Origin of the sequence: Faecousia intestinalis, from assembly GCF_040096185.1 — a bacterium.
In the GTDB taxonomy this organism is placed as follows: Bacteria; Bacillota; Clostridia; order Oscillospirales; family Oscillospiraceae; genus JAZOXB01.
The window spans coordinates 1-4410 of sequence record NZ_JBBMFF010000100.1 but is presented as its reverse complement, the minus strand read 5'-3'; the positions used below and the strand labels follow the sequence as shown (position 1 = coordinate 4410).

Sequence of the window (4410 nt, the reverse complement as noted above, 5' to 3'; positions counted from 1 at the left end):
TTGCCACGGCCCCTTCGGGGCCTCGCAATGACAAGTCGGGAGCCATTACTGTTTTATCGTCAACCTGCGCCGGTTGCCGGCGCGGAGCCGGGACCGGCTGTCCACTCCCCTGCAATGGCCGATGGCGAAAAAAACTCCCCCTCCGGAGCGTGGTAACCGAACACGCGGCGGACGGGGAGGAATTCTCAAACGCCCTGCGGGAACAGGCGCTCCTGCAGGCGGCGGGAGCCAAGGGCAAAATACAGCGCCGTGCCGAGCACGAGCAGGACGGCGGCCTCACCGGCCGCAACGTAGACCGCGTTGAGCCAGAACGGGATCTCACCGATGTAATACGTCAGCTCCCAGCCGACGAGCACGGCGTTCCAGACCGCCGGCATGAGCAGCGCGGGCAGCGGGATGCGCCAGAGCGCGGCACGGCGCAGCAGATACATGCACGTCGTGGCCAGCAGCGTCGCGCCGGTGCCGACGAGCCAGTCCAGCGGCAGCGCGCCCGCGTTGGAAATGTTGAACAGCAGACAGCCGACCGTCAGGCCGGGGATGGCTGCCGGAGTGAACAGGGCAAAAATGCACAGCGCCTCCGACGCGCGGAACTGAATGGCGGCCGACGTTGTGCCGGGCAGCAGCCAATTCTGCAGGTAGGTCAGGGCCACATAGAGCGCGGCCAGAATCGCGCCGTGCGTGATCATACGGATCTGTTTTGATTTCATGTTTTCTCCATTCCGGGACAAAAAAGGCGCAGCATGGACGCTGCGCAGCTGTCCATAGTTTTATTTTACGACAGGATGGTCTCGAACTGTCGATATTCGGTTACGATGGTATTGTAGCGGAGTTTGCCGCTCCCGTCAAGTGTGTTTTGTGTAAAAAAACGGGGTATTTTACACGGTTTTAACATCATCACGGTGTCGGGCTTTACAGCGAGCCGGTATGATAAGCGCGTGATCCGAAATCAAAGGAAACAATCAAAAAGGAGTTTTGAGTTATGAAAAAGATCTTCAAAGCAATTCTTGCCATCGGCATTATCGGCGCCATGGCGCTGGGCTTCGCCGCCTGCGGCGGCAACGGCGGCAGCGATGCCATCGCCGTCATCTCCCGTGAGGAAGGCTCCGGCACCCGCGGCGCGTTCGTCGAGCTGACCGGCGTCGAGGTCGACAAGGTCGACAAGACCGTCGTCACCGCCGAGATCAGCAGTTCCACCGCAGTCGTCATGCAGACCGTCACCGGCAACAAGGCTGCCATCGGCTACATCTCCCTCGGCTCCCTCGACAGCTCCGTCAAGGCCGTGAAGGTCGACGGCGTCGAGGCCACGGCCGACAACGTCAAGAACGGCACCTACCCCATCTGCCGCCCGTTCAACATCGCCACGAAGGGCGACCTGAGCGACGCTGCGAAGGATTTCATCGCCTTTATCCAGAGCGACGAGGGCCAGCAGGTCGTCACCGATAAGGGCTGCGTCTCCACCGGCTCCACCGGCGCCTTCACCTCCAGTAATCCGACCGGCACCGTCGTCATCGAGGGTTCCTCCTCCGTCACCCCGGTCATGGAAAAGCTCGCCGAGGCCTACATGGCCATCAACAGCGGCGTGACCGTCAAGGTCCAGCAGTCCGATTCCTCCACCGGCATGACCTCCGCCATCGAGGGCCTGTGCGACATCGGCATGGCCTCCCGCGATGTCAAGGACAGCGAGAAGGAGCAGGGTCTGGAAGTCACCACGATCTGCATGGACGGCATCGCAGTGGTCGTGAACAACGACAACACCGTCGATAACCTGAGCCTCGAGCAGATCCGCCAGATCTTCACCGGCGAAGTCACCGGCTGGAGTGCCGTGAAGTAAGGATTTCCAAAAGGAAACGCACAGCGGGAGCCGGACTCCCGCTGCCTGCGCGTTGCACAGGCAGCCATCGATGCGCGCTGTAGGGGAGCGGACAGCCGGGCCCGGCGCAACGCTGCCGACCCGAACAGGCTATCGTTAAAATGGTGAAAACCAAAGGTTTGTCATTGCGAGGAGGCCGACGGCCGACGTGGCGCCCTGAGCGCGAAGCGCGAGGAAGTGCCCTTGGGGTGCAATCTCGCGGTACACAGCCGGATAACAGGGTACTCTCGGCGAAATCGTAACTGCCTTCCCGAGATTGCCACGGGCGCAAAGCGCCCTCGCAATGACAATTCTGATAGCCTCGCGCCGCCGAATCACTGCTGCAATACCTGCAACTGCCATAGGCGCTCAGGGAGCGCCGCTACAGACGCAATCGGTGCGCACCATTTAGACGGCACTCTGTGCCAACTGCAAGCAATTGCCGCGTCGGCCCGTTGGCCTCCCCGCAATGACAAATCTGAGAGCCCTGCATTTTCCACTTTCCCACGATCCTGTCTTCTTTCAGGAGGAACTATGAAACACAATCTCCACGCCATTCGGGAAGGGACCATGAAGGTCGTCTTCCTGCTGACGGCCTGCATCTCCATCCTTGCCGTGGCGCTCATCTGCATTTTCCTGTTTGCCAACGGCATCCCCACCATGCATAAGATCGGCCTCGGCAAATTCCTGTTCGGCATGACCTGGGCGCCGAATCAGGACCTCTACGGCATCTTCCCCATGATCATCGCCAGCATCCTGGTTACGGGCGGCGCGATCCTCATCGGCGTCCCGCTGGGCCTGCTGTGCGCGCTGTATCTGGCGCGCTTCTGCCCGAAGCGCCTCTACAGCGTGCTGAAGCCCGCTGTTGATCTGCTGGCCGGCATCCCGTCCATCGTCTATGGCTTCTTCGGGCTTGTCGTGCTCGTCCCGGCCCTGCAGGCCATGTTCGGCAGCGGCAAGAGCATCGTCACGGCCTCCATCATGCTCGGCATCATGATCCTGCCGACCATCATCAGCGTCTCGGAATCGTCGCTGCGCGCCGTGCCGGAGAGCTATTACGAGGGCTCGCTCGCGCTGGGCGCAACGCATGAGCGCAGCGTGTTCTCCGCCGTGTTCCCCGCCGCGCGCTCCGGCATCCTCGCTGGCATCATCCTCGGCGTCGGCCGCGCCATCGGCGAGACCATGGCCGTCGTGATGATCGCGGGCAACCAGCCCATCCTGCCCAAGAGCCTGCTCAGCGGCGTGCGCACCCTGACGGCCAATATCGTGCTGGAGATGGGCTATGCCACGGACCTGCACCGCGAGGCCCTCATCGCCTGCGGCGTGGTGCTGTTCGTGTTCATCCTGATCATCAATCTGTGCTTCTCCGCCGTGAAACGAAAGGCTGACGCAACATGAAAAAAACGGAACGTTCGAAACCGAGCGCCGCGCGCACGAGCCGCGCGTCCTACCGCCGCCATCCGATGTCGCTTGTCCAGCGCATCGCCGTCACGGCCTCTGCCGTGATCACCTTCGCCATTCTCGCCGCGCTGCTGGCCTATATCCTCATCATGGGCGTGCCGAACCTGAAGCCGAGCCTGTTTGCCTGGCATTATACGTCGGACAACTGCTCCATGACGCCCGCTATCATCAATACGCTCCTCATGGTCGTGCTGTCGCTGCTGCTGTCCGTCCCGTTCGGCATCGGCGCTGCCATCTACCTCGTGGAGTATGCCAAGCGCGGCAATAAGCTCGTCAAGGTCGTCCGCCTCACGGCAGAGACCCTCTCGGGCATCCCATCCATCGTCTACGGCCTGTTCGGCTACCTGATGTTCGTCATCGCCCTGAACATGGACAAGTCCATGCTGGCAGGCGCGCTCACGCTGGCCATCATGGTCCTGCCGACGATTCTCCGCACGACGGAGGAGGCCCTGAAGGCCGTGCCCGATTCGTTCCGCGAGGGCAGCTTCGGCCTCGGCGCGGGCAAGCTGCGCACGGTGTTCCGCATCGTGCTGCCGTCCGCCGTGCCCGGCATCTTCTCCGGCATCATTCTGGCCATCGGCCGCATCGTCGGCGAGACGGCCGCCCTCATCTTTACGGCCGGTACGTTCAGCGGCGTCGCGGGCGGTGTCATGGAATCCGGCCGCACGCTGGCGGTGCACATGTACTGCCTGCTCAACGAGGGCCTGCACCGCAGCGAGGCCTATGCCACGGCCGTCGTGCTGCTGGTCATGGTCATCGGCATCAACGCGCTGTCCGGCGCCGCGGCAAAGCGAATTGCCCGGCGCACGCAGTGACCGAAACAGGAAGGAGTTCCCATATGGAACAGGATAAGATCGTAATCGAGCACCTCAATCTCTGGTACGGCAGCTTTCAGGCGCTGAAGGACATCAACCTCCGCCTGCCCGCCAATGAGATCACGGCCTTCATCGGCCCGTCCGGCTGCGGCAAGTCGACGCTGCTCAAGTCCCTCAACCGCATGAACGACCTCGTGGAGGGCTGCCGCATCGAGGGCACCGTCACGCTGGACGGCGAGGATATTTTTTCCCGCAAAATGGACGTGAACCTGCTGCGCAAGCGCG

At 62.2% G+C, this 4410-nt stretch carries 5 protein-coding genes; 4 read left to right on the top strand and 1 reads right to left on the bottom strand.

Going from position 1 to position 4410, the window contains the following annotated elements; translation table 11 throughout:
* Positions 1-185: 185 nt before the first annotated feature.
* Complete coding sequence (locus tag WMO66_RS01780) at positions 186-707, bottom strand: QueT transporter family protein (RefSeq protein WP_349134696.1); 522 nt, start codon at positions 705-707, stop codon at positions 186-188.
* 272 nt (positions 708-979) lie between these two features.
* On the opposite strand from WMO66_RS01780, the gene WMO66_RS01775 reads away from it, so the two are divergent.
* From WMO66_RS01775 to WMO66_RS01760, 4 genes are all read left to right on the top strand, one after another.
* Complete coding sequence (locus WMO66_RS01775) at positions 980-1831, top strand: substrate-binding domain-containing protein (RefSeq protein WP_349134695.1); 852 nt, start codon at positions 980-982, stop codon at positions 1829-1831.
* 552 nt (positions 1832-2383) lie between these two features.
* Complete coding sequence (gene pstC, locus WMO66_RS01770) at positions 2384-3247, top strand: phosphate ABC transporter permease subunit PstC (RefSeq protein ID WP_349134694.1); 864 nt, start codon at positions 2384-2386, stop codon at positions 3245-3247.
* Positions 3244-4125 (top strand): phosphate ABC transporter permease PstA, encoded by an 882-nt coding sequence (gene pstA / locus WMO66_RS01765; protein ID WP_435387779.1) that lies wholly within the window; start codon positions 3244-3246, stop codon positions 4123-4125. The genes pstC and pstA overlap by 4 nt, the downstream gene beginning before the upstream one ends.
* A 23-nt stretch (positions 4126-4148) precedes the next feature.
* A partial coding sequence (locus tag WMO66_RS01760; protein ID WP_349134693.1) for an ATP-binding cassette domain-containing protein occupies positions 4149-4410 on the top strand: 262 nt, incomplete at its 3' end.